Origin of the sequence: Brasilonema octagenarum UFV-OR1, assembly GCF_963888615.1 — a bacterium.
GTDB classification, from domain to species: Bacteria; Cyanobacteriota; Cyanobacteriia; order Cyanobacteriales; family Nostocaceae; genus Brasilonema; species Brasilonema sennae.
On sequence record NZ_CAWPKW010000206.1, the window covers coordinates 23304 to 48058 of the forward strand.

General features: G+C 42.3%; 18 protein-coding genes and 1 pseudogene. 4 read left to right on the forward strand and 15 right to left on the reverse strand.

Going from position 1 to position 24755, the window contains the following annotated elements; all coding sequences use genetic code 11:
* Positions 1-80: 80 nt before the first annotated feature.
* The 9 genes and pseudogenes from AC5590_RS15415 to AC5590_RS15455 all read right to left on the reverse strand — a co-directional run bounded on the left by AC5590_RS15415 (position 81) and on the right by AC5590_RS15455 (position 15684).
* Positions 81-1814, reverse strand: coding sequence for an iron uptake porin (locus AC5590_RS15415; protein ID WP_169264476.1), 1734 nt, complete (start codon positions 1812-1814; stop codon positions 81-83).
* Between the two features lie 992 nt (positions 1815-2806).
* Positions 2807-4033, reverse strand: a complete 1227-nt coding sequence (gene trpB / locus AC5590_RS15420) for a tryptophan synthase subunit beta (protein WP_169264477.1) — start codon at positions 4031-4033, stop codon at positions 2807-2809.
* Between the two features lie 195 nt (positions 4034-4228).
* Positions 4229-5044 (reverse strand): tryptophan synthase subunit alpha, encoded by an 816-nt coding sequence (trpA, locus tag AC5590_RS15425; protein WP_169264478.1) that lies wholly within the window; start codon positions 5042-5044, stop codon positions 4229-4231.
* An 88-nt stretch (positions 5045-5132) separates the two neighbouring features.
* Positions 5133-5981 (reverse strand): indole-3-glycerol phosphate synthase TrpC, encoded by an 849-nt coding sequence (trpC, locus tag AC5590_RS15430; RefSeq protein WP_169264479.1) that lies wholly within the window; start codon positions 5979-5981, stop codon positions 5133-5135.
* Positions 5982-6195: 214 nt separating this feature from the next.
* Positions 6196-8391: an anthranilate synthase gene (locus tag AC5590_RS15435; protein WP_169264480.1), complete on the reverse strand. Its 2196-nt coding sequence runs from the start codon at positions 8389-8391 to the stop codon at positions 6196-6198.
* Positions 8392-8914: 523 nt separating this feature from the next.
* Positions 8915-10009: a 3-deoxy-7-phosphoheptulonate synthase gene (gene aroF, locus AC5590_RS15440; protein ID WP_169264481.1), complete on the reverse strand. Its 1095-nt coding sequence runs from the start codon at positions 10007-10009 to the stop codon at positions 8915-8917.
* Positions 10010-10475: 466 nt separating this feature from the next.
* On the reverse strand, positions 10476-12161 hold the full coding sequence (locus tag AC5590_RS15445; RefSeq protein ID WP_169264482.1) for a lipoxygenase family protein: 1686 nt from the start codon (positions 12159-12161) through the stop codon (positions 10476-10478).
* 506 nt (positions 12162-12667) lie between these two features.
* Complete coding sequence (msrA, locus tag AC5590_RS15450) at positions 12668-13330, reverse strand: peptide-methionine (S)-S-oxide reductase MsrA (protein WP_169264483.1); 663 nt, start codon at positions 13328-13330, stop codon at positions 12668-12670.
* A 143-nt stretch (positions 13331-13473) separates the two neighbouring features.
* Positions 13474-15684, reverse strand: a pseudogene (locus tag AC5590_RS15455) (recombinase family protein).
* Positions 15685-15770: 86 nt separating this feature from the next.
* Between AC5590_RS15455 and AC5590_RS15460 the strand changes: the two are divergent.
* The 3 genes from AC5590_RS15460 (at position 15771) to AC5590_RS15470 (ending at position 19850) form a co-directional block, all read left to right on the forward strand.
* Positions 15771-17096 (forward strand): proton extrusion protein PcxA, encoded by a 1326-nt coding sequence (locus AC5590_RS15460; protein ID WP_169264484.1) that lies wholly within the window; start codon positions 15771-15773, stop codon positions 17094-17096.
* 235 nt (positions 17097-17331) lie between these two features.
* Positions 17332-18663 carry a murein transglycosylase A gene (mltA, locus tag AC5590_RS15465; protein ID WP_171978184.1) on the forward strand — a complete coding sequence of 444 codons (1332 nt, stop codon included), beginning with the start codon at positions 17332-17334 and terminating at the stop codon, positions 18661-18663.
* A 734-nt stretch (positions 18664-19397) separates the two neighbouring features.
* Complete coding sequence (locus tag AC5590_RS15470) at positions 19398-19850, forward strand: PIN domain-containing protein (protein ID WP_169264485.1); 453 nt, start codon at positions 19398-19400, stop codon at positions 19848-19850.
* A gap of 359 nt (positions 19851-20209) precedes the next feature.
* On the opposite strand, the gene AC5590_RS15475 is transcribed toward AC5590_RS15470, so the two are convergent.
* The 5 genes from AC5590_RS15475 to AC5590_RS15495 form a co-directional block, all read right to left on the reverse strand.
* A complete protein-coding gene (locus AC5590_RS15475; RefSeq protein ID WP_211178381.1) occupies positions 20210-20878 on the reverse strand; it encodes a hypothetical protein in 669 nt (222 codons plus the stop codon).
* Between the two features lie 243 nt (positions 20879-21121).
* A complete protein-coding gene (locus AC5590_RS15480; RefSeq protein ID WP_169264486.1) occupies positions 21122-21502 on the reverse strand; it encodes a hypothetical protein in 381 nt (126 codons plus the stop codon).
* A 16-nt stretch (positions 21503-21518) separates the two neighbouring features.
* The gene (locus AC5590_RS15485) at positions 21519-21893 is read right to left on the reverse strand and encodes a hypothetical protein (RefSeq protein WP_169264487.1); all 375 of its coding nucleotides are present in this window, start codon (positions 21891-21893) and stop codon (positions 21519-21521) included.
* A gap of 308 nt (positions 21894-22201) precedes the next feature.
* Positions 22202-22537 carry a hypothetical protein gene (locus AC5590_RS15490; protein ID WP_169264488.1) on the reverse strand — a complete coding sequence of 112 codons (336 nt, stop codon included), beginning with the start codon at positions 22535-22537 and terminating at the stop codon, positions 22202-22204.
* Between the two features lie 108 nt (positions 22538-22645).
* Entirely contained in the window at positions 22646-23011 is a 366-nt protein-coding gene (locus tag AC5590_RS15495; protein WP_248277200.1) for a hypothetical protein, read from the reverse strand.
* 415 nt (positions 23012-23426) lie between these two features.
* Between AC5590_RS15495 and AC5590_RS15500 the strand changes: the two genes are divergently transcribed.
* Complete coding sequence (locus AC5590_RS15500; protein ID WP_169264489.1) at positions 23427-23753, forward strand: helix-turn-helix transcriptional regulator; 327 nt, start codon at positions 23427-23429, stop codon at positions 23751-23753.
* A 43-nt stretch (positions 23754-23796) separates the two neighbouring features.
* Here the strand turns inward: AC5590_RS15500 and AC5590_RS15505 are convergent, their stop codons facing one another.
* Complete coding sequence (locus AC5590_RS15505; protein WP_169264490.1) at positions 23797-24513, reverse strand: polysaccharide deacetylase family protein; 717 nt, start codon at positions 24511-24513, stop codon at positions 23797-23799.
* Between the last annotated feature and the right edge of the window lie 242 nt (positions 24514-24755).

Consider the following 24755-nt stretch of genomic DNA (forward strand, 5'->3'; position numbering starts at 1 on the left):
CATCGGAAAAAACTATATATAAGTCCCGCTATCCCAGTGCTAGCCCACAAAGTTGGCACTGGGATAAATGGCGCTTTAAGCTAAAACGAAAATACCGTCCGAAGTGTACCTGTTACAATTGTGCCGTTGCTTTCTTGATTTCCAGCATGGGTAATCACTTGAATTGATGGTGTGACTTGGATCTCTCGACTAAACGGGAAGTTATAAAACGCCTCGAAATTAGTCTGAGTGGAATCCCCGATTTGATTGACAACAAATGGCTGACCGACAGCAACCCCAGCTAAAGCACCACGTGTAAATAAGTCTCGCACTCCAACGCCCGCCATCCAGTAATTGGGTTTGATGTCGCCAAAGTCGGTGTTATCAAAGTTACCGTAACCGTAGCGACCAAAAATACCAAACTTTTGTGAGAGGGTTAATTCAACATTCACGCCATAACTATCAAAACGGTTTTTAAAAAGTTCGCCACCACTGTATTGCAGACGCAAGGCAAAGGCTTTGGAGGGTGCGTATTCTACTTCTACCGTACCTTGATAGGTATCTCCAAAGAAGCCGCGATCGCCTGTAATACTGGGATCAATGGTGCGATCTCCACCAGCAGCACGAAATTGCCTGGAATATAAGATATTTGTGAATGGTGAAAGACCCTGAATGACTCCTGGTCCCTGTTGGAGAGGATTTGCTGAGTCTGTTGCAGCATACAAAGCCCGCACAGAAAATGCTCCATTACCTGGCTTCCAATCAATTGCAGCACCTGCACTCGCACCGTTAATTGGGAAAAGAACAAAGTTATTGACAAAAGCCAGAGTGCTAAAGTCTCGGAAGCTGAGGTAAGCGTAACTGTTGAAGTCAACAAAATCAGTCGGGAAAAAACTTGGACCAATAGTGACTTTAAAGTCATTAGCGAGTTGAAAGCTGTAATACAGTCTGCTGATTTCTATATCACCATTTGTGGGTGGCTTGACGGAGTAGTCTATAACACTACCAAAATTTGGCTCCAGCAAACCTGCAGTGTTGTCTTTTCCAGCATTCGCTGGACTAGCATCAATACCACTTCCAGTATCAAGGCGAATTTTGAGCAAGTCAGTTCCAAAGAAGCTGGTGTTTAAATCTACACCGGCTCGATACAAAACTGTAGTATTGGGTTGGCTGGTAATTGGATTAGCTGTCGGGGGTTGCGCGGGGTCAATGATGCGTCTACCATCAAACCCACCAGAATTCACAGAAATAATAGCCTGACCTTGTAGCTTGGTCGTTGTGGAAAATTGATTGGCTTCGAGTTCGGCTGTGTGTGCTTCTAGAGTATCTACTCTACCTCGTAAAGTTGCTAACTCAGCAGTAAAGTCTTCTTGTAGCTTTTGCAAACTTGCCAAGTCTTCTTTTCTCACCAAATCTGTTGTTGCGGTAGCTACGAGTTCATTGACACGGTTTAAGCACGCATTCAGTCCAGCTGCAAACTCATAACGCGTCATTGCCCGATTTCCCCGAAAGGTACCATTCGGATATCCTGCTATACAACCATAACGTTCAACCAGAGACTGCAACGCCTGAAATGCCCAATCGGTGGGTTGAACATCACTCAGTTGATTGACATTTGTCACCTGATTCATTCCAGATGTACTTTTTTTTCCCTGGTTTTGACTGACAAAATTTGGTGTACCACCTGAAGTGGGAGGCATTTGAGCCTTTGTTGAACATGTTCCTAAAAGTAATAAACTGAGCAGGCTGACTCCAGAAGCAATTGTATGAGTCAAAAATCTTTCGCAAACTTCAGTTTTTACAATCGTATTCTCAGACACTTTTTTCTTCTGCATTTCGTTATTTATTTTTGAGACCAAAATTCAACTTTTACTTGAACAAAAAATCACAAAGTAACACACTTTGGTTTAAAGTCCGGATTTCTCACCACGATTTCACAAAGACTTATCTGACTTGGATGAACGGTAAAATGAGCCATTCAACACTTTGTCAAAAATTGGTGCATTGTCAAGGGTGCCCCAATTTTTATCTGTCTAAAGCTTGTGAAAATTGCGATTGCATAACTTGTAACAAATGCGGATCAAAGTCTCTTAAATAGAACTTTTTCACTCACTCAAATACACATCTGGTGTAGGGGGGGCATTGCAATGCTCAACGCCAGATGCCTCTGTCGGGAAAGCCGTCATTCGCACTGGCTCCCCTACTTCTTTCGAGGGTATATTGCACCTGTATTTTTGTATTTTATCCAGTCGCAAACCACTGTAAGTTGAAAAAACTTGTTCAACAACAAGCTTATTATCTAATAAAAGTAACTGAAAAAAAAGCAGGCCAGGTATTGAAATCAAAAATTTGAGTATCTTGCATGAGGCTTGAAATAATTAGTAACAATTATCTATCGAACTTGATAATTTAAACCTATGAAAATAAGTTTGTAGTAAGTATAGCGCTTATATCAGTACGCTATGTGCTTACTACAAACCTTGTAGTGCTCTTTTACAAATCTATACAGTGCCAAAAGTGACACCCTAATTTATAACGGTGGTGCGATACGCCAAGCGTTAAGCCTCGGGCTTATCGCTTGGCAAAAGCGTGAGCTAGTACTCGACCACAGCAACTTTGATGAGTTAAGAACGAACCGCCAAAGCGCCAAGAACGCAAAGGAAGAGAAAGAAGAATAAATATAAAAATGGGTTTACCCCGCAAAGTTAGTATGGTGGACTACTAGCCTCCTGTAAACGTTTACTATGAAACTGACGGAGATCGCCCCCGTCAGTTGTTTTTGAATAACAATGTTTACTAGAAACCTGTTTCAAACCCTTCAAGACATTTAAAAAGTATCCAAGAATTTTGCAACAGTATGCACATCCTTGTCACCACGTCCAGAAAAATTGATCACAATTTTAGGAGAACCAGTCAGTTGTGGACAAAGAGTTTCCAACAAAGCGATCGCATGAGAAGTCTCCAGTGCTGGAATAATCCCCTCCAGTAGCGACACACGTTTAAACGCCTCCAACGCCTGCTGGTCAGTCACACTGTAGTATTCAGCACGTTCTATATCCTTCAAATAACTATGTTCTGGACCTACACCAGGATAATCTAACCCAGCACTGATAGAGTGTGCTTCTGTAATTTGACCATCCTCATCTTGCAGAACATAACTCATTGCGCCGTGCAAAACACCGACTCTACCTAGTGTCAAAGTAGCTGCGTGTTTTTCAGTATTAATTCCTTCACCCGCCGCCTCAACTCCAATCAGACGTACAGATGGTTCATTGACAAATTCATGGAAAAGCCCAATTGCATTTGAACCTCCGCCAACACAAGCAAGCAGAATATCTGGTAGTCCACCCCATTTTTCTTGAGACTGGGTGCGAGTTTCTTTACCAATGATTGCTTGAAAGTCTCGCACGATCATCGGGTATGGATGGGGACCTGCAACAGAACCTAAAATGTAATGGGTAGTTTCGACATTTGTCACCCAATCCCGAATCGCTTCTGATGTTGCATCCTTCAGGGTTCCAGTTCCTGCTTCCACTGGACGAACTTCTGCTCCCATCAAGCGCATCCGAAATACATTCAAGGCTTGGCGTTCCATGTCATGGACGCCCATGTATATCATGCATTTTAAGCCAAAACGAGCGCAGACTGTGGCGGTTGCAACACCATGCTGACCGGCTCCGGTTTCAGCTATGATCCGCTGTTTGCCCATACGTTTGGCGAGTAATACCTGAGCTAAGGCGTTATTAATTTTATGTGCGCCGGTATGGTTTAAGTCTTCTCTTTTTAAGTAAATTTGTGGTCCGGTTCCATCTGGTTTGGCGTAGTGTGCTGTTAGGCGTTCGGCATGGTATAGAGGGGTAGCACGTCCTACGTAGTCGCGTAGTAGTCCCTGTAGTTCATCCTGAAAATCTGGATCGTTGCGGTATTTTTGATACGCTGTTTCTAATTCCGAAAGTGCAGGCATTAATGTTTCGGGTACATACTTGCCCCCAAATTGACCAAATCTGCCTAATGCATCGGGTTGCTGAGTCGTTCTAGGTGTATCTGCTAACATGGAATCTGCTCCGTAAAACTTATTTTAAATTGATCACTTTCTCATTAATTTCCTGCTTCACCAAAGGAGTCGGCTCCTGATGCGTGAAATTTGGAACTGAATTTTCAAGACTTATGCTAAAACTATCAAAAAGTTCAATTAATTTCACTGCAGCAGGTAGAGAGAAAAAGATGAAAATGCGTAACTCCGAAAATATTACTTTCTAATTCCCGCAGTGGGGGTAATTGCTGCTTTCAAATCGGTACAGAAATCTTTAATAACTCGCAGTCCTTGGTTCGGTGTGTTTTCTCCCAAGCGTTGCACAAAGGCGCTTCCCACAACCACTCCATCTGCGCCCCAGTCTTGAACTTGATGAGCTTGTTCTGGTTGGGAGATACCAAAACCAACGGCTATTGGCTTGTTTGTGACGCTGCGGATTTCTTTGAGGACATCTTTTACGCGTGTATGGATTTGTGAACGTACGCCTGTGACACCTGTGACACTAACTAAGTAAATAAACCCACGAGATTGACGAGCGATCGCCTCAATTCGCTGTTTGGGAGTGTTGGGAGTGACTAATAGTGTGACTTCAATTCCTACAGCATCCGCACATTTCAATAAATTGTCTGCTTCTTCTAAGGGTAAATCCGGTACGACTAATCCCTTGATTCCAGAATCAGCAACTCGCTTGAGGAATTGTTGGATGCCGAGATTTAAAATTGGGTTGTAATAAATGAAGAGGATGATGGGCGATCGCACACTCTTAGTGGCTGTTTGTGCCATTTCTAAAACATGAGCTAGTCGAGTTCCCCCCTTAAGCGCACGAGTAGCAGCCGCTTGAATCACTGGCCCATCCGCCAAGGGATCTGAGTAGGGTACTCCTAGTTCTATGAAATCTGCACCATTGGCGTCTAATATTTTTAGGGCTTCGGCTGTTGTTTCCAAATCTGGATCGCCTGCTGTGATGAAGGGTATTAAAGCACATTGGTTTTTTGTGCGTAAATATTCAAACTGTTCTGAGATAGAAGTCATCTTAATTAAATCCTAAAAGTGGACAATAAGTTAATAGGGAAAAAGCAGAATCAAAAATGCAAAATTCACGATGAGGTCAAGAATGATTTTACATTCTTAATTCCTTGACAGCTTGCTCTAAATCAGCTTGCTTGACTAAAGATTCTCCTACTAACACAGCTTTAGCTCCCGCCTGAGATACAAAAGCTAAATCAGAAGATGTGTACAAACCAGACTCACTCACGATTGTAATATCTAAATCACTTAACTTTTGTTGACGTTCTACCAACAGGTGTTTTGTGATTTCTATGTCAAGGGTAAAGTTTTCCAAATTGCGGTTGTTAATTCCGACAAGCTGCACATTTGATAATGCCAATACTCGGTCAAGTTCAGTCAAGGTATGCACTTCCACCAATGGAGTCATGCCCAAATGCTGAATAATGTTTAGAAAATCTTGCAGTGTTTCGTCGTTTAAAATAGCAGCAATGAGTAGCACTGCATCTGCACCGTTGACTCGCGCTAGATAAATTTGGTAAGGATCTATAACAAACTCTTTGCAAAGTAGCGGCAACTCTACATTATTTCTAATGAGTCGCAAATTCTTAAAACCGCCCTGAAAAAATTTTTCGTCAGTTAGCACAGAAATACAAGTCGCGCCGCCTCGCTCATATGCTTGGGCAATTTTTACTGGTTCAAAATCAGCACGAATAACTCCTTTACTTGGTGAAGCTTTTTTAACCTCCGCAATAATGCTGGGAGGAGTAGAATTTTGCCGTATGGCATTCAAGAAATTTCGTACGGGGGGAGCAAGATTGATCTGAAGTTTTAACTCGTCTATTGGCAGTTGCTCTTTCATGAGCGCAACTTCTTGTTGTTTATGCTCAACAATTTCTTCGAGAATATGGCGCGGTTTGGTAGATGCAGTTGCTTGAGTTGATTGCTCGTGAATATTTAGCATTTGTTTATAGTGGTTATTAGTTCAACAAAGGGAGAGTTAATCCAAAATTCAGAACCTCACCCTGCCCTGTCGGGCATCCCTCACGCCAGGTGCTACAACGGGGGGAACCCCCGCAACGCACTGGCTCTCCTTATAAAGGAGAGGGAAAGATTTTTGCGTAGCTAAAGGCGGGGGTGAAGTGAAAAGCGATTAGAGAGGGTTATAACAGAGGTGATTATGCAAGCGCTGAGGAGGGAATTGTAGCCATGAATTCTTGGACTACATTTGTAACAATTGTTAAGCCTATTCCTCCTGCCAAAGTCATGATAGATTCTGGATGGAACTGAACGGCGGCAATTGGTAATGTGCGATGCTCAATGCCCATAATCACACCATCTGCGGACATGGCGGTCACTTTGAGTTCTGCGGGTAAGCTTTCCGGTAGTGCATACAACGAGTGGTATCTACCAACTTCAAACGATTGTGGTAGACCTTTGAAGGTAACAGAATCTGGATCAACAACAGATACCATTGATACTTTACCATGCTGGGGATAATCTAAAACTCCCAGTTTTCCGCCGTGTGCTTCAACTATTCCTTGTAAGCCCAAGCACACACCAAATATGGGAATTTGCCGTTTTTTACAGGCTGCGATCGTCTCTGCTACATGAAAGTCACTTGGTCTTCCAGGACCAGGAGATAATACAACCAAGTCAGGTTTTTCTGTATCAAAAACTGATTCAGCAAAACCATGCCGTAGTGTTGTGACTGTGGCACCAGTTTGACGGATGTAATTTGCTAGGGTATGAAGAAATGAGTCTTCATAGTCAACTAACAAGACACGTTTGCCCGCCCCTGGATTTGCTTGTTGAATGTCAAGACCTGACAGCCTTGACAAATCTGCACTTTTGTGTTCAACGACGCGAAGCGTTTGGAATAAGGCACCAGCTTTAGTAATAGTTTCTTGAGCTTCCGCTTCTGGCTCTGAGTCATAAAGAACTGTTGCACCAACTCGCACCTGTGCAACTGAGTCTTTCAGTCGGATAGTTCTTAAAATCAGACCAGTATTCAAGTTGCCTTTAAAACTCAAGCATCCAACGGCTCCACCATACCAACGTCTTGGACTGCGCTCATTTTGTTCAAGAAACTGCATGGCTGAGCGTTTTGGTGCTCCTGTGACTGTAACTGCCCACAGATGTGTGAGGAATGCATCCAAAGCATCAGCTTCTGGTTGCAGCACCCCTTCCACATGGTCTACTGTGTGGATGAGATGGCTGTACAATTCAATTTGGCGACGACCAATCACTCGTACAGAACCCGGCTCACAAATCCGCGACTTATCATTGCGGTCTACATCGGTACACATGGTGAGTTCGGATTCATCTTTACGCGAGTTCAGCAGCTTCTGGATTTGCGCTGCATCATCAATCGCAGTTTCTCCTCGACGGATTGTACCACTGATTGGGCAAGTTTCAACACGTCTGCCGTCAACACGCACAAACATTTCTGGAGATGCACCAATTAGATATTCTCCACCTAAATTAAAGAGAAATCCATAGGGACTGGGATTAATCTCTTTGAGAGTGCGGAAAAGTTCCGTTGGGGGTTTTTCACAAGCTTGAAAAAAGCTTTGACTGGGAACAACCTCAAATAAATCACCGCGACGGAAGTAATCGAGTGCTTTGGTGACTTGTTGTTCATATTCACCAGGCGCATGATCAGAGGTTTGAGTTACACTTAAACGCTGACCTCGGTAATCCATAACTTCACCCGTGCGAGGTAAATCCCGAGTGCTACCATTGTTGGTGACAAAATCATATTGCACTCTGAATGCCTGTTGCAGGTGATAGTCAACAACTAACAACTCATCAGGTAGATATAGTACCAAGTCTCTTTGGTCTGCTGAACGTTCCAGATGCTTTGGCATTTGCTCAAATTGGAAAACTAAGTCATAGCCAAATGCACCATAAAGTCCCAAGTTTTCATCTAGTGGACTGTGGAAGACAGATAATATCTCGCGAACAACACTGAAAACAGAAGGTTGTCTACTGCGTTCTTCTTCTGAGAAGAGACGTTCAGTTGGTTTGACAGAGCCGATAATACGCTTGTTCTCTTTATTAACAGCTTGAAGATATGGTTGATCCAACAGGTTCTGTGCTAGATAATCTAGCAGTATCTTGCCTCGCTCATTATGAGCCGTAATGGTAAAAGTGTTATCGCGGGTAACAAGTTCTAAAGGTGGATTAACAAAACCGATCGCCCAGCGTTTGTAGCGTCCTGGGTATTCATAGCTACTTGCCAACAACCCTCCGCGTTGGGAATCCAGACGTATCAAAACCTCATCAATTGCCGACTCTATAGAAGTATTCGTTACGGAGCGTGATACAAATATTCCACCTTGAGTTGTGTAGGATTGTGCGTCAGAATACATAGATATGACCCTCTTAAAGTTTGTTTAAAAATCATCACCAGAATAATTTGACGACTTGCTGAGAAAGTTGAGTGCAGGACACTGTTTTTCTGAGTGATTGTTGGTTGACAGCAACTACCCGATATTAAATAGATGTAGTTCAATTTGACTTATGCAGTTTTGAGAAGTAAATGCTTCTGGAGCGTTCAGTATCAAAATATCTATTGCGCCTATAGTCATTTTGGTATCTACAAAAGATTTGGTTAGAAATTCAGGAGTTTTGTCAAGTTGTTGTCGGTATTAAATTTCTTAAGATTTAACAGCAGTGTCAATTATAGTTTTAGAATGAGAAAATGCGAGTAAATTAGTTTGTGCGTATTTTCCTACTGTATTTCTAGTCAAGCTGAAAGAATAATACGCACACATGATTGCCTTAACGAAAGAATTTCAGAATGATTAAAGAATCTCAGGTAGGCAAATCGATGAGTCATTGGTGTAAACATGATATTACCTACCCTAGAAAAACCACTGATGATTGCTCAACTTAGACACCTACAGTCGAAAGAGTTTTGGTAGCAAATGGTGTGGTTGTGAAGGCAGACTTTGTTCCACGTCCGAAGAATTGGGCAAGGGAAGCAAGTTCCTGCATGAGTTCGACAAAATCCGGTGGTGTTAGAGATTGAGGACCATCTGATAGTGCTTTGGAGGGATTGGGGTGAACTTCAATCATCAAGGAATCTGTACCAGCTGCTATAGCTGCCTTTGCCATTGTTGGTACAAACTTAGAGTAGCCGGTGGCATGACTGGGATCAATCATAATTGGCAAATGGGTCAGTCCACGCAAGACAGGTACCACAGATAGATCTAGAACATTCCTTGTATATTGCTTGTCAAAGCTGCGAATTCCGCGTTCACACAAAATCACATTTGGATTACCAGCAGCCAGAATGTATTCAGCAGCCATCAACCATTCTTCAATTGTTGCAGACAGCCCCCGCTTGAGCAGAATTGGTTTACCAGTAGCGCCTGCTTTCTTCAGTAGGGAGAAGTTCTGCATATTGCGGGCACCAATTTGCACCACATCAGCAACTTCTGCAACTTTGTCTAAGTCCGCTGTATCCATCACTTCTGTGATAATTCCTAGTCCAGTGACTTCGCGGGCTGTTGCTAACAGAGATAAAGCGCTTTCGCCATGTCCTTGGAAAGCATAAGGTGAGCTACGAGGTTTGTACGCTCCTCCCCGGAGAAACTGTGCACCAGTGGCTTTTACGACTTGTGCTGTTTCCACAATCATTTCTTCATTTTCGACTGAACAAGGTCCAGCGACTACAATTAAAGGATGATTTTGACCAAAAGTGACTGGACCATTGGGAGTTGGGACAACGACTTCGCTTGGTTCACCATAGCGATATTCTAACGAAACCCGTTTGAAAGGCTGTTTCACGCGAACCACCTGTTCGATAAATGGACTGATTTGTTGGACGTGTTCTGGAGAAATAACACTTGTATCACCCACCAAGCCAATGACAACTTTGTCTTTACCAATTACTTTTTCGATTGTTGCGGAATACTGGCTCAGTTCTTGAATGATTCTTTCGATTTCAGATGCGGGAGTTTGGGATTTGATGACGACAATCATTTTCTTTACCTCATGAAATAGTTTTGGTTTTGGTTTGTGTCTTTGTCCGCCGTAAGTTTGTTTGGCGTCTTGGACTCGTTTTTTGCTTCTGCATTTTGATAGGGATGAGGGTTGAAGGTTTATGCACGCTTGTGTGAACTTTAAATTAGTTTTGATCGCCAAAGGCGAGAAAAGCGTAAGGATTCAGGTTAAAGGCAAAAGACGCGAGCTTAGCCAGAGCCATAGGACGCTAAGAGCGCCAACGCGAGTGCGAACGGACACCCCTGTGGGCAGGTGACACCATCCTCATAGATGAACAGGTGCATGAACAGGGAAAGTTTTGGATCAGCCGAAGATTTTTTTCTCGTTCCCAAGCTGAGCCGGAGAACGAGCGCTGGCATGTTTTTTGTTGCCAGAAACGCAAACGACAAATCCCCAACTTCTTCAAGAAGTCAGGGATCTTGTTTCTCACGAATATTTAGGATTGCTATATGTTTAAGCTATTGGGTACATTCGAGGGTAAAAGAAAGGTGTACGGTTCAAGCCGGTTTTGATTCCGCTCATGAATCACTTGCTCAATTTCTTGTAATTTTGTCTGGAATTGCAGCAAAACCTTTTGAGCGCGGACATCAACAAAGTTCTTGTCTGGATAGCCCAGACGATTTGGCAAGAAAACAGTGAGAGTTTTCATCAACTCCAATTGCTTTGCCGCTAGCTTTTGTGGAGGGAGAATCTTCAGGATTGTGGCTTCATCAATTTCTTGATCACGACTGGGAGGGGGCGCATACGTAGCTAACGGCATGTTGGGGGCAAAGGCGATGTAGTCGTATTGGGGATAGTTCACCGCACCGTGCTGGGGTCCACTAATAAAAATAAGCTGGGTGGCGATCGCCACTAACTGTTCGACACTCTCTAGTCTACCATTAGCCACTAATCCTTTAACATTACCCCCCTCTGGAGATATTAGTTTCCGCACCCAATTCTGTAGCTCTGTATCTTCCAAAATCTGGACTGGAGATGTGTAGTACAGCTCTAGGTAATCGCTAACGTAAGACTCAATAGCTCTCCACAATAATAAAGCATCATCCCGGTAGGGGTAATCTGGCAAAAAGTTTTCTCCCTGTTCGTCAAGATCGGTTTCTCCAACTCCTCGCCGACTTAGCTCTTTAGGTAGGGCAAACTCACTGAAGTTTTCGAGAGATTCTTTGATAGCTCCTTTAATAACACTGATGGAGGCTTCCAAAGTTCCAGCTAACAGAGTATCTGCATAGCCACCTGGGCTGATCAATTGTTCTCGTGCCAGTTCATTGATTGCCAGAGTGAATTGAAAATGGGGTTTTAGTAAGACTGAGAGGGGATGATTGGGCGCTAGTTCATTAGCAGTTGCCATTACAAACGGTTCCAACATCAGATGGGTTCTTCCCAGATGGCTGATGGCTTCGTGATAGTTACCATCTGCCATTTGAGCAAAGATTTTTGCCATAAACCAATGCATCCCATCAATTGGTGTATAAATAGGATTTTTTTCTGGATCAGGTTGTTGATTGAGTTGAATGGCAATGGGAGCTAAAGTACCACGATAATCGCCATAACCTACAGGTTTCCAGCAGTACAACACCAACGGGGCAGCAATGGTTTTTGTTCCTTGTTCGTATGTTCCTGGAGTTAGTCCATCAAGCCCTTTGTAATTGGTGAGGAAGATTCTGCCTTCTGCGATCGCCTCTGCCAGTGTCTTTTTAGTCAGCATGATTTTTTGAAAGATGGCATCTGTCACTGGAAAGTTATCAGGCAATTTCTCAATGACGCGCTCAATCACCATCGGATTCGCACCACCAATGCGCTGACGAGCAAAGACAGTATCGTTGCGGAATGTTTGCAACGTTGAGGGTTTACGCAGGAGTGGAAACATTTCCTGGTAATCTTTTAAGCTATCGAATGGATCGAAAACATTATCGATATTGGTTGCTAAGGTATTCGCGATTAATGATATTAAGCCCTGATCTCGCTCCAGTGAGTATTTGAATGAGAACATTTCTGACTGTGGCAATTTTTTAATCAACAATATCCCCGCAGTTTCGCCGTATTGATAATCTTCTCGCTGGCGGGCGATCTGTTCATTTCGCTGCTGCTGTTGTTCAGGGGTATCGTCTTGAGGTAAACTTGGCTGAATCATCGAATTAATCTTCCAATTCTAAATAGCTTGACAATGTAAGTAATTTCATCTGTAAATTTTTCATTCATGATGATCTCAAGGCTTTATCAAAGATTCACACTTCGATTGGCTCATGGTTTGTTCTCCTTTGTAAACGTAGTCTTGTGCTCGAGTATTAATGGAAGTTTGATTATGTGAGATCAGTACTACCTCTTTACTAAAAGGACGTTAAGCTTGTTTACTTTCCTTGTCTTATTCATAGTTGTAAGCAAAATCGACTTATGCACTCTTGAGATAGAAATTGAAGTGAACTACCTAGCATCAATCTTTCGAGTGGTTGTGTTGAGGTTATAGCGTTCCTGAGAACTTCTATAGTAATCCTATTTGATTTGTAAGAATTAAAAACGACAGATCCCCGACAACTTCTACGAAGTCGGGGATCTTATTTATCACGAATATTTAGGATTGCTATAGAAAAGAATATGTCCCGTTAAGCTTGCGCTATAACGGAACAGAATATCACAGACTTAACCGTTGAGTTGAGCAATTCCCACAGGACAAGCAACATTTGTCCCGCCTAATCCGCAATAGCCATTGGGGTTTTTCGCCAGGTACTGCTGATGGTAGTCCTCGGCATAGTAAAATTCAGGAGCATCCAGAATTTCAGTGGTAATTTTTCCATAATCTGAAGCACTGAGAGCTTTCTGATAAGCTTGTTGCGATGCTTCTGCTAGCTTTCTTTGGTTTTCAGAATACACGTAAATTCCTGAACGGTACTGAGTACCCACGTCGTTACCCTGACGCATTCCTTGGGTGGGGTTGTGGTTTTCCCAGAAGACTTTTAGTAACTCGGAATAACTAATGACTTTGGGATCAAAGACGACTTGTACCACTTCATTGTGACCTGTGCGTCCAGAACACACTTCTTTATAAGTTGGGTTAGGAGTGACACCAGCAGCATAACCAACTGCTGTGCTGTAAACTCCTTCTAGCTGCCAGAATTTGCGTTCTGCACCCCAAAAGCAACCCATACCAAACGTTGCAAGTTCCATTCCTTCTGGAAATGGCGGCTTGAGCGGATGACCGTTAACATAGTGACGAGCCGGTACTGGCATTTTTTCTGCTCGCCCTGACAAAGCTTCTTCAGGAGTGGGCAGGCTTAATTTTTTACCGAATCCAAATAACACCATTGATTTTTACTCTAGCTTTTTATGAGAGTGTTCTTTACCTTACTTAATATTGTACAGATACTGGTTGTAGTAGGGAGCCAGTGTGGTGGGCGGGTTTCCCGACTTGTAGCACCTGGCGTGCTCTTGAATTCCGCCGAAATGGGTTAAACAACGGCAGGATCACAAACAACTGAAACGCAAGCATGTACCAAAGGTAGCAAAGGACCAAGCTGTTCTTGCCCATTAACCGCTAAATCGCTATGACATAAATAGACTCTTTGGGACACGCGAGCAAGCAAATCTGCCAGAATTGTTCGCAGTCTTTGTTCTTCTGCCGATTTTTCATCTTCTACTGTCCAAGGTTCGCCCAACCTTTCTTGGAGGAAGAATGGTGCACCGAATAAAGTTGCCGCACCGCCTTTTGCCCACAAAGGCGAACCTGTATCCACCCAGAACTGCCAACGGTGAGACCGTCTAGAAGAGCGATATTGGAAGATGGTAGCCAATGTGACAGCATTTGATTTGGGCCCGATCGGATGAACCGGGTAGGGATTAGCGGTAATGGTACCACGCCGCAGTAGTTGGATAAATTCGGCAATTGTTGAGTGAGGTGAAGTGCTCTTGTTTTGAGTTTCCTCTTTTAATGGGGGAGAAACAGAGGAGGTTTGCCGCAATCTCGTATCAATTTCCCAGTAGTGCTGTGCGGTTTCCAATAGTTCCCGCAGTGCCGCCAATTGGTCGTAGGGGAGATTGTTGCCATTCCACAAGAAACGCTGAATTGCCCTATCTAAAAGAGAAATGGGACTGGGAATCAAGCGCAGTTCTTGTTGTGTTTTTTGGGTTTCTAACCACTCCAATATACTACCATAAGCCGTGGTTGCTGCGTAGCCCAGTCTATCCCAGCGGTCAAACGCCGTGACAGGTAGCAACTTGGGTTGGTCTGGATGGGGTACAAAGCAGTAATCTGCTATCAAGCCAGCGCGGACGGGGTCAATGTGGGGAAATGAGGGGGAAATTTCTGCTTCGATTCCAGAAACTTCCTTGCTTAACACAACTAACATCTCTGCCACAGCATCGCGGTCAACTAAGCGTCCTAAGCCGGGATAAACTAAGGCAAGAACGGTGAGCAATCCTCTGATGATCGGCTAACTTATCAAGGGACGTTGGTCGTTGAGAGGTTGGACTTGGATGTTTTGCTTAGTGAGGATTTCTGTGAGGGTGTAACGGGCGATCGCATCTAAACCTGGTGCAATGATCGCCACTTCGTTTGGCTGTACCTGCTTCTCCTTAACAGCTTTAACAATCACCTCTGCTGTTTCCCGCAATAATTCGGCGCGGGATCTGGTTTGAATGGATTGGACTGCTGCTGGTAAGCTTAAAGGCATGATCTGTTCTGTTATCAGCTCCTGCATCGGTATGGTGCTAGCTTCTCCAAGGCATGAAAAGGGACGCTGAGTCAAAACTTCTTGCCGACAACGTGCTGATAATCCTTCTAAATAATTGGGGTCAGCTCCTAGTCCCAAACGCACTACACTATCGGGATTGTAGCTAAATGCCCCCACTGCACCGTTATTTAGAAGCAACTCAAACAGGTGACGCGATAGGGCAGGATAATCTTGGACATCATCAGCCAGCACTGCTTGATAGCGTTTGCTAAGCTGTTGCTGATAAATTGGATCGCTTAAGAGGTATTTGCCATAAACTTCGGTCATGATTCCATAGGTGAGAAATCCTCTTTCTAGACACCAGTTACGCCAATTGAGTAGTAAAGATGTTATGAGTTCAGGTTCTAGGTTTGTACTATTCTCTTGCTGAGCGATGGCGTTGAGCAAAACGTCATTAATTTTCTCACAGGCTATGCCACTAGAAGCCCCTAGTTGCAATAAATCCAAGATACGACGTACTAATCGGTACTCCGGTTCTCCCGCGCGACGCAAAATTCCCTCGTCCAATTGGGAACGCCAAAGTTTGGTTGCTAGTTCCTGTTCAGTTTCTGGACGCAGCCGTACTGGAAATTGCGCCTTTAACTCCAATAACTGAATAAGCAAAGGCCAAAACAAACTCACTTCATCCTGAATAAAGCCCAAGGGTGTCTTGCAACGTACTGGATATTTTCCGGAAGTGGCTGTAACAATTTTATCCGCTAACCCCCGACGATTTTCATCATTGGCTGCCAAAACTAAGACTCCTGGTTCTGTTTGATGAAGATACAAGGGTCTTGGTATATTCTCGCTATTTTTTTGCCCTTGGTTTTTCGTATAATATGACTCTTTGCAGCTAGTTTCACTCAACACCCAATTACAAAACTGCTTTACCAAGCGAGCAGTCTTACCACTGCGGCTAGGTCCTGTTACCCAAAGGGAATCCCAAATCATAAATATCTCCTTGGAGATTTTTTCAGACACTTCGTACGTTAACTTAAGTTTAAGAGTCACAAAAGTATGCTGGATGATTGCCAACAATGATTATTTCTATTTTTCGCCAAAAAATATACCCTTTTTTAGTAGCCTCTTACAGATGGTACTTACGCACCTCAGAGCGTTCTCTAGACGAGGCTTACAAAGCGGCATTGCAGATTAAGGCAATAGAAGATAAAGATTTCGATGGTAATAAGATAGACATTACATCAAATAAGTACAGCCGTAATGTCATGGATTATTTTGAGTCATACCTAAAAAAACAATTAAAAATTGTCCGAATGCGGCTAACAGAATTTAAGGCAAGCCGTTTTTTTCTGAGCGAATCTAATCAAAAAGCTGCAAATGAATTTGGTATACAGTTTCCACAGCCTTCTGTGATTTTACAAAAACTCACATTCATTGATGAAATCACAGCAAAATACACCAATTTGGACGAATTACATTCCCAAGTTCAAATCAATAAAGATAATAGTTTAATAAGAATACAACCCTCAACTAATCAATTAAAACAACAGAATTTCTTAACTCAGAGATTAGACAATAATATACCTCAAAATAAGGCAAATACGACAGGAGTTGTACCGCGTTCTATTCTTAGTACTTTTACTCGTCTGCAAGTTGAGTTAGACCCCCAAGCAGAACAAGATGTCGTTAAAAATTTTCGTAATACACAAAGAAGAACAATAATATCTGTCAAATTTCTGCTTCTGCTTATTATAGTTCCTATTTTGACTCATCAATTGTCAAAAGCTCTGGTTGTTGGACCGATTGTTGACCGTACTTTTCATAAAGAATCTGCGAATGAAGCTGGTCTGTTCCTGAATTTTGAAATGGAAGAAGAAGCTCTAGAAGAACTAGAAAAATTTGAAGAGAGAATAAAATTTGATAACTTGCTGCTCAATGGCGAACCATTATCTCTTGAGCAGATGGAAAATCAGATAAAAACAAAGGCTAATGAGATTTCTGAGGAATTTAGTAATAGTAGTTCTAATGCCCTGAAAAATGTTTTTGCTGATATATTGTCTGTGATTGCGTTTTCCTGCTTGTTGCTTGTTAGCAAAAAAGAAATAGCGGAACTCAAAGATTTCTTTGACCATATTGTCTACGGTCTTAGTGACAGTGCCAAGGCATTTATTATAATTTTGTTTACCGATATTTTTGTGGGTTTCCACTCTCCTCATGGTTGGGAAGTTATTTTAGAAGGTATTTCGCGCCATTGGGGATTGCCAGCAAATCACAGTTTTATATTCCTATTTATTGCTACATTTCCAGTTATTTTAGATACGATCTTCAAATACTGGATCTTCCGTTACTTGAATCGTGTATCGCCCTCTGCTGTTGCTACATATCATAATATGAACGAGTGAGATAGCACTCTTAGAGGATTTGTGAAAAAACAAGATGTCCAACTTTGTAAGAATTGTCGGACATCTGAATATCAATTCTCCAAAAATAAATTCATGGGGCTGAATGCCTGACAATTGGCAGTTGATAACTGATAATTGAAGGGTCATCAGTGGTTACGGGTAAGATGTAAGCAATTTTCATCACACCCCTATGTCACGCAGTTTAGAAAAAATGATCAAAAAGACATTTGTCGCAATGGGGCAAAGTGCCGTATCCTTACGAACTATAAGCCGAAAGCTTGACGCTGAGCGTATCGCCATAAGTCTCCCTATAGCCCCTATAATTGTGTTATTACTTATGCAACCTTTCGGGCATTTAGCACTGAGTCCACCACAGTGTCGGGTGACAAAATGGCAACTACCAGTATCCTCTCAAGCTCAATTACAGGATAAAATTGTTCAACCGCAAACAGCGCCATCTCCATTAGTACCCATTGCGAAGTCACCGTTTCCTTGTTGCGAGGGCGATACTTCTTGTTTGGATGGTCAATTATGGGGCGAAAACAGTGAATCACCAGATAAAAAGGCTTTGTTGACGGCTGTAGATCGCAGTTTGCAGTACCTTTTTTCTAGCGATGCGGCGGGGGTGTATCAACAGTATCCTGTGGTGGGAATGACACGCGATCGCGTTATCAAAAGTTTGCAAAGATTCCGAGAACTGGTATTAAAATCTAAATCTGCTGTGGAACTTAATGCAGCAATAGCAAAGGAATTTGTTTTTTACCAGTCAGTGGGGGGAGACAAAAAAGGCTCGGTGCTGTTTACAGCATACTATGAACCAGTTTATGCTGCTAGTCGTGTTCCAACTCCAGAGTATCGCTATCCTGCTTATCGCATACCACCTGATATTAGCTCATGGCAAAAACCTCATCCCACACGCTTGGAACTAGAAGGTGCCGATGGGTTGCAAGCTTCAATTGGTAGATTGCGGGGGTTAGAGTTGTTTTGGTTTCGCGATCGCCTAGAACCGTATTTAGTGCAGATTCAAGGTTCAGCCAAACTTCAGCTTACTAATGGCACTCAAACAACAATAGGTTATGCTGGTAACACCGCTTACAACTACAAGAGTATCGGGCGAGAACTGGCGAACGATGGTAAGTTACCGCTTGAGGGTTTGACCATGCCGAAGATCCTCAACTATTTTCAGAAGTATCCACAACAGTTAAATGTTTATATCCCTCGCGATCCCAGCTTTGTGTTTTTTCAAGAAAACCACGGTGCACCCGCCGAAGGTTCTATCAAAGTACCACTAACAGCAGAACGCTCTATTGCAACAGATAAATCGCTTATGCCTCCTGGTGCTTTGGCGTTGATTCGTGCTCCCTTCCCTTTTGTTAATTCTGTGACTAAACAAATGGAGCATCGAATTGTCAGTCGGTATGTTCTTGATCAAGATACCGGAGGTGCAATTAAAGGTGCGGGGCGAGTAGATTATTTTTTAGGTTCAGGTAAGATAGCAGGCGATCGCGCTGGTGTGACTGTTAGTCATGGGCAGTTATATTATTTGTTGCTTAAATCTCATCAATAATAGTAATTATTAGTCAGACTTTGTAAAAAACTAGGTCTAGAGAAAGAATTCCAATACAAACGGATTTGATACAGAACGCGCTTTCTATCTAGTTTTTAGACCTAGGTTTTGTATTTTATACTCGTTGCAAACTGCTGTATTTTTGTTGTCTAGCAAGAGTTTGCTCTCTAACACGGACTTTATTTGTTTAATCATGACTTTAGTCATGGGTTTTGGACAATCACTAAGTGTTACTTTAATATCAATCCTTCTTTAGATAGAAATTTGTGCTTTTCTTTTTAAAGAAGAGTTTATACATTTCATTTATAAAAATCAAAACACTTCATAAATTTTTATTAGTTGATTGAATTCTTTTATGAGATATTAGTGATATCACGCTTATCACTTTGTTATTTTTATAACTTCTAGGTGAGAAGCATTTATTAACTTTGTAAAAATTCAAAATATGATGTTACATTGACTGGAATTTTGGGTATAAATGACTTTTACTCTTGTTTGGAACTACAAAAATTTATCTGGCGTCTTACGTAGATAGAATGTTAGCCACTCAACCAAAAGTTGATCATCTTAGCCAGACAGTAGAGTGGTGCCAAAGCTAGTTTATATTTCTCATTGATTGTGCGTAAATCCGAAATACTATCTTTTTAGTTTGTATATAAGTATATTCATGACTCAGTGAGTCTAATATCTTATTTCTCCGCAATATATTGATAGGTTAATAATGGGGTTTGAAAGTGTTCAGGGTATTAGTTGATGCTGATTTAATATTAGAGGCTTTGATGAATCGTAATAACTCTGTAGGAGATGTCAGTGAGTTATTAGATAGAGTACATCCGTGGGTTCAAATGTACATAACAGATATTGGTTGGCAAAAAATTCACACATATGCAAGTCGTTTGCGAAATACAAATATCGCTGAACTAGTGATTAATTGGCTGCAAGACAAAATCCAAGTCTGTACTATCGATCAAACTATTCTCCAACAAGCACGTTTTTCACCTCTTCAAGATTTTGAGTCTGCTGTAGAACTCGTTTGTGCCACGGATGAAAAACTGGATGCAATTGTTACCCATAACTATGATGATTTTGCCCAAGTACGAAATAAATTTTGGATTTGGTCTGTTGCAGAATTATGGATGCGTGCAAATCTGGAAAGCCAAATAGGTACAACTAGATCTATATTATAGTAATTCAAAATACCCTACCCTACAAGAAGCCACTACGGGGTGTAGGGGAAGTCTTATACCTATAGTACACTCCCTTGACGCGCTTGTCGGACTCGTGTCAAGGGAGGAGATACGGGTATGTCTTTCGTATGGTACACCAGCAACAGATCCAAAAAATACGAAAAAACTCGCTACTAGTCCGCAAGCCAAAGAGCGATAGTTATAAATAGCAGAACCTTTACAAGGCAGCCATTAAGCTATTGGGGCGAATAAGTGACTACGAGTTCGTGTGCTTGTTTATAGATTCAGTGAATGAATTCAAGGTTAGCTACACAATTGACGATCAGCCGGAGGCTTTAGCTTGCGCGTATCGCATGAGCTTAGCGTACGTTAACATCCATAGTGTAGTTTAAGGCACCATTACCACTATTTTGTTGGGCTACGTTAGTACCAGGACCGCTCAGTTCTACACTCACAGAAGATGATGGGGGATTGTATCGTGCTGATACTTCCACCTTGTGTTCACCAACTGATAAATAAGGTGACAAATTAAGCTTAACGTTTTTATCGTTGTTAATTTGCTTGACAACTTTACCATTTACAGTAATTTCACCCGTCATTTGAGCATTTGATGTATTGATGCTCAAGATATGCGGTTGACTTAAATTCGCAGCACTTAGCTGAAGTGAGCTTTTTTGATATCCAAAGGAATCACCAAAGCTAGATTGCTGGCTAGTGAATGTCGTCGATCTGTTCATATCGCTACTCCTGTGTGTTGGAACAACAACGGAAAAATCTTCGCTACTTTCCTCGTCGTCATCGTCATAACTGTCTGTTGGAACAATAACGGAAGAATCGTGAAAATTTTTGTCATCGTTGTCTGTCTGAACAATAACAGAGGAAGTCCTCTGGCTGCTATGTCCGCTATTGCTGTCTGTCTGAATAATGACAGAAGAAGTTTTCTGGCTACTACGGACGAAATTTTGTGCAAAAGCTGTACTAACACTTAGAAGTACTAGACAGCTTGCAAGAATCACTAATTTACTCATGATGACAGAACCAGATTGAAGTAACAGCAGGTACACAATTAGCCAATTCAATTATTTGAAAAATTGCATGACCTGCTGATAGCTGGAGAAAAGATTAGGCGGGAAGAAAAATTTCACTCGCTACTGTAAACTCAACAGAAGTTTTTGCCTTCACAAAAGTCATCCCTAGCAATGAAACCGAAGTTCCCGCCTGCTAGGGACTTCGGAAAGGTGAGAGTTTTGATAGGAGTTGTTAGGACTATCTTACCTGTTGGAAAAAGGTGCTCTTGGTGATTTTACGTGCACAGGAACGTTGACATCAACATTAATGTCTTTTACAGGGTCATAACCCCCCCTGCGGTTACCACCTTCAAAATTTTGATTCACAGTGCGACGTTGTTCGCAAGCACCATCATTGTTGATACAAACTTGCTTTCCTGTGCTGACAGAAGTGCTACCGCTACAACCTGGAGAACTTTGACGATTAACTCTTGTAGATTGTCTTGCTTCTCTGGAAATCGCTATTTGTGTCCCAGCTGTGACACCAACACATCCTGCTGAAGCAGAAGGGGTTAAGGAAGGAATAAAGAAAGGGGATATGGCTGTTAGAGAGAAAAAGCCCAGAGAAAGTAGTTTGGATTTCATGTATGTACCCTTGGTATTATTGACAAGTGGATGTGGTTGTAGAACTGTAAGTACTATTTGCGCTGTTAGAGCCACTGCGTACAGTATTTGTTCGGACTACTCGTCTGCCGTTACAGTAGCTTTGTGTTGTGCGAGGATATCTCAAACTCCGCAGACGCTGATCAAGACTGTATTGTCGAATGTTTCTTCTAGAATTGGGTACCCGACTGTAAGGATAAGTGGTTCTGTTAGTAGGTCTTCTGTCTCTAATTGTGATACCACCTTCTTCATCGATTGTTACCCTACTAGTACTACCTTCGACATCAATGTCATCTGCGATCGCAATTTTCGCAGGTAGTGCAATCAGCGCTGAGAGTACCACTAGTAATGAAATAGTTTGTCTGGCAGGCATGGCTTAATTCCTCTGTTCCTAAAATACAACCGACTTTCATATAGTAAAACTAGGAAATCGGTAAAATATGTATCAACTCCTCACCTATAACACACCACCGCACTGTCAACAGACACTCGCAATTTTCTGTAAACTGGTGAGTTATTTGGGGTTGCTTTGTCACATAGATCCAGCAAGACCCAATCGCTAATTAGCCGGAACCGCTATATATTTCCGGAGTTGAACTCATCAGGATTTTGGCAGATGCGTAACCCAATACCAACAGCAGCTTGAGACAGCAAACTAAATACAGACTAGTACAGCACGGCTTAACGGCGGTAAGGAATAGAAGATCCTCTGTTTTGTCTATTTCGTTGCAGTTGCTCGCTTTTTTGAGAAGCATACTGGTCAACATTACTGTTATCACGCGCGGCAGCATTTTGGTCGATGCGCTGGTTAGCATTTTGTCTTCCAGAACGGGGGTGACCAGTTTTTTGCTGAATGCTGTATTGGTCCGCTGCCTGATTCACTCGGCTATTTTCACCACCAACTGTAGAGTTTTGATTAATCTCCTGCCTGGTCACGGCTTCGCCTGCGAAAGCTACAGTTGGTATTACCATCACAGCAGCGACCAAAAGACCCAGAGTCAACGTTTTCTTTACCATAACTATGTCCTAAATTATGAATGAATTGTGAAACAGTGGCGTTGCTTGAATAGTAAAAGAATTAACTGATACCAAACACTCGGCAACGCCTTTTGATGACATCAATGATTAGCGATGGTAGGATCTACCACGATTGGTAGCATTTTGACGCTGGTTGTTGTTGGTCTCGCTGTATTGGTTAGTGTAAGAACCATCAAGTGCTGCACCATTTTGAATGGTGGTTTGACGAGCACCTTGGTCTTGAGGAGTTCTGCGGGAACCACCGTAGTAGTTACCAGGACGGGAGTGTGTACGATTTTGGACTTGACTGCTATTGGTGATGGAAGTTTGAACTGCAGTACTACCGTTGGTAGCAGCAGCGTTTTGCTCTGTGTACTGGTCAACGTTCTGTGATTGTTGACCGGCGAATGCGGCGGTGGGAGCGATCATCAAACCAGCAGCCAGTAAACCGAAAGCAATAGATTTGTTCAACATAATTTTTTTAACCTTGTTAGTTGTGTGTGTTGTTTTTGTGTGTTGTTCTTTTTTGTGAGAGTGAACACCGTTGTCACTATACGTAGGTATTTAGATGTATTTCTACCTTAAGGAGTTCCTTGTGGTGTTTGTTTCTCTGTTTGTTTTGCTATTGAGAGCTACATTGTCGAGTTACATCATTCCGCAATTATCCAAAAGATTTTTGAAAAATATTTGAAGCCGTTTATTTGCCCTCTGTTGACCCTTCCCCCCTACAGATGACTAGAGATAGAAGTGAATCCTATACCTTAATGTTTTAACCAAAGATTTTTAGTGCGTCAAGATCTGGACAAAAGTTTTTGGACAAAATTTTTTGGGCACAAGTTTTTTTTGGTGCTAGGATCTACGGCTAAAGGTTATATATACGCGCTTAGCTGTGAAACAAAAGGCAAAACCACGGATAGCTTTTCTACGTGAAAAGGCAGGACTGACCCAACTTGAGCTTTCACGCCTCGTGGGCGTGACTGAAAGTACTATTCAGAACTGGGAAAGCGGAAGGACGGGGACAGAACATATTGAGAGAATTATTAGATTTTGCAAAGCTCTGAATTGCCAAGTGGAAGATTTAGTTCAATATATAAGCGATTCACTAGAGGAGCCTGCTGCAAAACCTAGTTCATTAAGCGAGATACATCATTTATTAGGGACAGAGGAGGTTTCCCTCACTCCCAGCTTTGAATCTGAAGCTGTTCCAAAACGCTAAGTTAGTCATTAGTACAAAAATCAAGCTCAAGGGTGATCAGTTATTATTTCTGTAACCCATCCCCAAAGAAGACCTCCATTGCCCCCATCCCCCTCAGTTCCTGCCAGAGAGTGTCTACCGTTACAAATTGATAGCCTTGTTCCATAAGTTGAGGAATGAGGATTTCTGTCGTTGCGGTGACATCTTGTCCGCCGCACATACCGTCATGCAAAACAATTAGTGAACCATTACACACCTGCTGGAGAATTCGCTGCACTACTGTGGGGATTCCTGGTCTTACCCAGTCCTCCGGTACAACGCTCCACATAACAGGTCGATAGTTCCATTGATTTAGTAATTTTAATGTTGTAGGTGTAAACAAGCCATTGGGTGGACGGACATCGCGCACTTTATCGGGTGTCAGAGCACAAGCATTGTAAATAGCAGCTTGGGTTTTTTGTAAGCTCTGTTGAAGTTCTGTTGGGGACAGCATGGGAAAATTTTGATGATCATAGCCATGCAATCCGATCCAATGTCCGCGATCGCACACCTGTTTGGCTATACCTGGCGATCGGTTAACACAAGCACCTAGCCAGAAGAAACTTGCCCTAACACTGTAACGCTCTAAAACTTTCAGCAGTTGTGGCGTGTATTGAGGATGTGGACCATCATCAAATGTCAGTGCGATCATTTTGGAACTTGGATCACCACACCAAAGACAGTTAGGAAACGTTGGTTTGAGGATGCGATAGAAAATCGGAAAAAAGGGAGCCAGTTGCATCTCGACCTACCTGCAGCTTTTGGTTTTATGTACTGTAATATAACGAAAGCTTAGTCATCTGTTCCGGACTTTTCCAACTTTTTTATCAGATCTTCTTTTGCTGTATGTCCAGAAGAGCACGCTGGTTGTCGCAAGAGTGGATTGTCAATTTATTTTAATGTTTGTGAGAAATAAGATCCTTCTGCTAAAATTTAGCAGATTAACGATTTTTTCCTTCTAAAAACAAAATATAACTCAGACAT

What these genes read in the sequence shown, in the direction of transcription:
- AC5590_RS15415 (WP_169264476.1), bottom strand. Translation starts at nt 1,814, where the DNA reads ATGCAGAAGAAAAAAGTGTCTGAGAATACGATTGTAAAAACTGAAGTT.
- trpB (WP_169264477.1), bottom strand. Translation starts at nt 4,033, where the DNA reads ATGTTAGCAGATACACCTAGAACGACTCAGCAACCCGATGCATTAGGC.
- trpA (WP_169264478.1), bottom strand. Translation starts at nt 5,044, where the DNA reads ATGACTTCTATCTCAGAACAGTTTGAATATTTACGCACAAAAAACCAA.
- trpC (WP_169264479.1), bottom strand. Translation starts at nt 5,981, where the DNA reads ATGCTAAATATTCACGAGCAATCAACTCAAGCAACTGCATCTACCAAA.
- AC5590_RS15435 (WP_169264480.1), bottom strand. Translation starts at nt 8,391, where the DNA reads ATGTATTCTGACGCACAATCCTACACAACTCAAGGTGGAATATTTGTA.
- aroF (WP_169264481.1), bottom strand. Translation starts at nt 10,009, where the DNA reads ATGATTGTCGTCATCAAATCCCAAACTCCCGCATCTGAAATCGAAAGA.
- AC5590_RS15445 (WP_169264482.1), bottom strand. Translation starts at nt 12,161, where the DNA reads ATGATTCAGCCAAGTTTACCTCAAGACGATACCCCTGAACAACAGCAG.
- msrA (WP_169264483.1), bottom strand. Translation starts at nt 13,330, where the DNA reads ATGGTGTTATTTGGATTCGGTAAAAAATTAAGCCTGCCCACTCCTGAA.
- AC5590_RS15460 (WP_169264484.1), top strand. Translation starts at nt 15,771, where the DNA reads ATGATTATTTCTATTTTTCGCCAAAAAATATACCCTTTTTTAGTAGCC.
- mltA (WP_171978184.1), top strand. Translation starts at nt 17,332, where the DNA reads ATGGGGCAAAGTGCCGTATCCTTACGAACTATAAGCCGAAAGCTTGAC.
- AC5590_RS15475 (WP_211178381.1), bottom strand. Translation starts at nt 20,878, where the DNA reads ATGAGTAAATTAGTGATTCTTGCAAGCTGTCTAGTACTTCTAAGTGTT.
- AC5590_RS15480 (WP_169264486.1), bottom strand. Translation starts at nt 21,502, where the DNA reads ATGAAATCCAAACTACTTTCTCTGGGCTTTTTCTCTCTAACAGCCATA.
- AC5590_RS15485 (WP_169264487.1), bottom strand. Translation starts at nt 21,893, where the DNA reads ATGCCTGCCAGACAAACTATTTCATTACTAGTGGTACTCTCAGCGCTG.
- AC5590_RS15490 (WP_169264488.1), bottom strand. Translation starts at nt 22,537, where the DNA reads ATGGTAAAGAAAACGTTGACTCTGGGTCTTTTGGTCGCTGCTGTGATG.
- AC5590_RS15495 (WP_248277200.1), bottom strand. Translation starts at nt 23,011, where the DNA reads ATGTTGAACAAATCTATTGCTTTCGGTTTACTGGCTGCTGGTTTGATG.
- AC5590_RS15505 (WP_169264490.1), bottom strand. Translation starts at nt 24,513, where the DNA reads ATGCAACTGGCTCCCTTTTTTCCGATTTTCTATCGCATCCTCAAACCA.